This is a genomic window from Corynebacterium sp. HMSC072A02 (assembly GCF_001810085.1).
Taxonomy (GTDB): domain Bacteria; phylum Actinomycetota; class Actinomycetes; order Mycobacteriales; family Mycobacteriaceae; genus Corynebacterium; species Corynebacterium hesseae.
Genome location: NZ_KV799880.1, coordinates 1 through 2,375 on the forward strand (window position 1 = coordinate 1; position 2,375 = coordinate 2,375).

The window sequence follows — 2,375 nt, forward strand, 5'->3', positions numbered from 1 at the left end:
CGACGCTAAAGACTGAATTCTACGACCGTAAGCGATGGACAACCCGTGATGCTGCACGCAAGGCCGTTGCCTACTGGATTGAAGTCGTCTACAACCGTCGGCGCCGGCACTCTGCACTCGGAATGGTCAGCCCCGTCGACTTCGAGAACCACGCCGGCGCAATCAACAGCAGAAAAGAAATAGCTGCCTAACCACTAGGTAGCTCCACTACGTGTCCACGATTTGCGGGCAACCCCAACCTGGGCTTGCTCGTTAGTGAGCTTCGGTTTCGGCCCGGCGACCCTGCCCTGGGCGCGGGCGCGCGCTACGCCTTCACGGGTGCGCTGGATCAGCAGGTCTCTTTCCCACTCAGCGAGAGAGGCCATGACGTTAATGACCACTTTGTCAGCAGGACGCGACGTGTCCAGCGCGGGTTCGAGCACTTTCACGTTGATATCACGTTCCGCCAAGTCAGCGATAGTATTCACCGTCTCAGCGAGGCTGCGACCAAGACGGTCGAGCCTGGTCACAACCAGCGTGTCGTCGGGGCGCATATACGCCAGCGCGTCATCAAGGCCGGGGCGCTGCCACTTCGTGCCCGAGATCGTATCTGTGTAGATGTGGTTTTCATCGCAGCCAGCGTCGATGAGCGCCTCACGCTGGGTGTCGAGAGACTGCCCTTGTTTCGACGTGGAGACACGTGCGTAGCCGATGAGCATTAAACATCCACCCCGTCAGCAAGCGCAGCTGAAAACGGCAACCCCTTCATGAAGCGCTCCATGTAGTCCCAGTTAGGGTCGCCGGTTGGTGTAGCTGGTAGCCGAATAATCGTCTTCTTCATACGAGTGAGATTCCATTTGTACCCGTATGAAAAACGCCATTTTTCGAATCGGATCGCCGTCACAAGAAACAGTCCTTGCCAGACTGAAATCGATTGACGCGGGATTAAGGCGTTGACGCTTCCACAGCAGCCTGCCCCACAGTGATGCTTGCCGACGCCGGACGCCCACCCTTCGACTGCGCCCGCACCCGAATATCCACACCAGTAATGCGGCCCGTACCACGACCAATGCCATGAAAAGCCTGAATATCGCCCGTGACAGTCAGCGCAGGAGACGGCACCGTTGCGCCAACCATCATCAGTGCTGCCCGACCTTTGCGCAGCTTGCCCAACAGTGGACGGCACCGCACCGGAGAGAGAGCAAGCGCCACTGGCGAGCGATACACAACCAAGTCCAGCCCCTCCGTGAGCACCGCGGCAACACCCAAAGGGTCCACCCCTGGATCCGGCACAGCGATAATGCGGCCCAGATACTTCGGGTCAATTCCGGCATAAGACAATTCCGGCCACCCCACCACACCGGCGTGACCACCTGCTTCCACAACGTGGAGAAGCATCTCCGCAACCAGCGCCGGTGTATCGCTCATATGTGTGACAGCATGGCGCGGTAGACCACCGCCAGGAAGCAGAAATCGAAACTGCTCACCGAGCGAAACCACATCTTCGCTGCCTGTGATCTTCTGTGCGAAGCCGGTACCATCCCCATCACCACCAGGGACAGCACCGCCGATCTGCGCCATTTTGGAGCGGAGCTGGGCGATCTGTTCAGCGTGCGCAGAACCACTGGAGCCCGTCGATACCGTCGATGCCGCCAGGTCCACCTCCGCGACCGTCTTGCGAACACTTGTTCCACTCACGGAAGCTGATTATGCTCCGCGGGCGAACCAAGGTCAATTGAAATTATCGAACATATTTTCTATCGCAGGTCATATGGTAGCGTCCACCTCCATATACGCCTACGACGTCCGCACCCGGACCACCCCAATCCCCACTCCGCTCATCGTCAGAGTCATGGGAACTGTGGGCGTCGCCGGATCCATCGCAGTCATGGTCTCCCAGCTCGCGATCGGCCCCAAACTCCTCATCGCGCTCGGATGCGTTGCCCTTGCTGTCGCCATCACTTTGCTCCACCCCTACCGGGGCGAGATGAGGGCATTCGCGGAAGAGAAGCGGGTAAGTACGGTGCCGTCGATAAGCATGCTCGTGCCGTTAATGCTTTGGTGGCTGGCGCTCATGCTCGCACCTCTCGCGCAATGGCCAGCCTGGGGAGTCACGCTCACATTCGCGCTCGTTGCTGGCGCTGCGTGGGTACTGTACCCGCATGTCGACGGCTCCCGTCGCCTCGCATACGCCGACTAGCAACGCACGCTGGCTAGCAACGCACGCCGACTAGCAACGCACGCCGACTAGCAACGCACGCTGGCTAGCAGCGCTCCCCGACTAGTAGTTCTCGCCGACTAGTAGTTCTTGCTGCGTTGCACGAAACCTGAATCCACAGGCCCTGGATAAGCTAATCCAGGGCTGAAGCGTCCTGGGTTTAGTTCCGCTTCTTTTA

Annotated in this window: 5 protein-coding genes; 2 read left to right on the forward strand and 3 right to left on the reverse strand. The window is 59.2% G+C overall.

Going from position 1 to position 2,375, the window contains the following annotated elements; all coding sequences use genetic code 11:
- A partial coding sequence (locus HMPREF2698_RS12230; RefSeq protein WP_083303849.1) for an integrase core domain-containing protein occupies positions 1 to 191 on the forward strand: 191 nt, incomplete at its 5' end.
- Between the two features lie 3 nt (positions 192 to 194).
- Here HMPREF2698_RS12230 and HMPREF2698_RS12235 read toward each other — a convergent pair.
- From HMPREF2698_RS12235 to HMPREF2698_RS12240, 3 genes are all read right to left on the reverse strand, one after another.
- Positions 195 to 698, reverse strand: a complete 504-nt coding sequence (locus HMPREF2698_RS12235) for a recombinase family protein (RefSeq protein WP_083303850.1) — start codon at positions 696 to 698, stop codon at positions 195 to 197.
- Positions 698 to 820 carry a hypothetical protein gene (locus HMPREF2698_RS13695; protein WP_256375535.1) on the reverse strand — a complete coding sequence of 41 codons (123 nt, stop codon included), beginning with the start codon at positions 818 to 820 and terminating at the stop codon, positions 698 to 700. Before HMPREF2698_RS13695 ends, HMPREF2698_RS12235 begins: the two co-directional genes overlap by 1 nt.
- A gap of 104 nt (positions 821 to 924) precedes the next feature.
- Positions 925 to 1,677, reverse strand: a complete 753-nt coding sequence (locus tag HMPREF2698_RS12240) for a hypothetical protein (RefSeq protein WP_232755700.1) — start codon at positions 1,675 to 1,677, stop codon at positions 925 to 927.
- Between the two features lie 154 nt (positions 1,678 to 1,831).
- Here HMPREF2698_RS12240 and HMPREF2698_RS12245 point away from each other — a divergent pair, with 154 nt between their 5' ends.
- Complete coding sequence (locus HMPREF2698_RS12245) at positions 1,832 to 2,179, forward strand: hypothetical protein (RefSeq protein ID WP_246818417.1); 348 nt, start codon at positions 1,832 to 1,834, stop codon at positions 2,177 to 2,179.
- The last annotated feature ends 196 nt before the right edge of the window (positions 2,180 to 2,375 follow it).

Excerpts from the sequence above, each read along its gene's own strand:
- HMPREF2698_RS13695 (WP_256375535.1), bottom strand. The coding sequence starts at position 820 with ATGAAGAAGACGATTATTCGGCTACCAGCTACACCAACCGGCGACCCT.
- HMPREF2698_RS12235 (WP_083303850.1), bottom strand. The coding sequence starts at position 698 with ATGCTCATCGGCTACGCACGTGTCTCCACGTCGAAACAAGGGCAGTCT.
- HMPREF2698_RS12245 (WP_246818417.1), top strand. The coding sequence starts at position 1,832 with ATGGGAACTGTGGGCGTCGCCGGATCCATCGCAGTCATGGTCTCCCAG.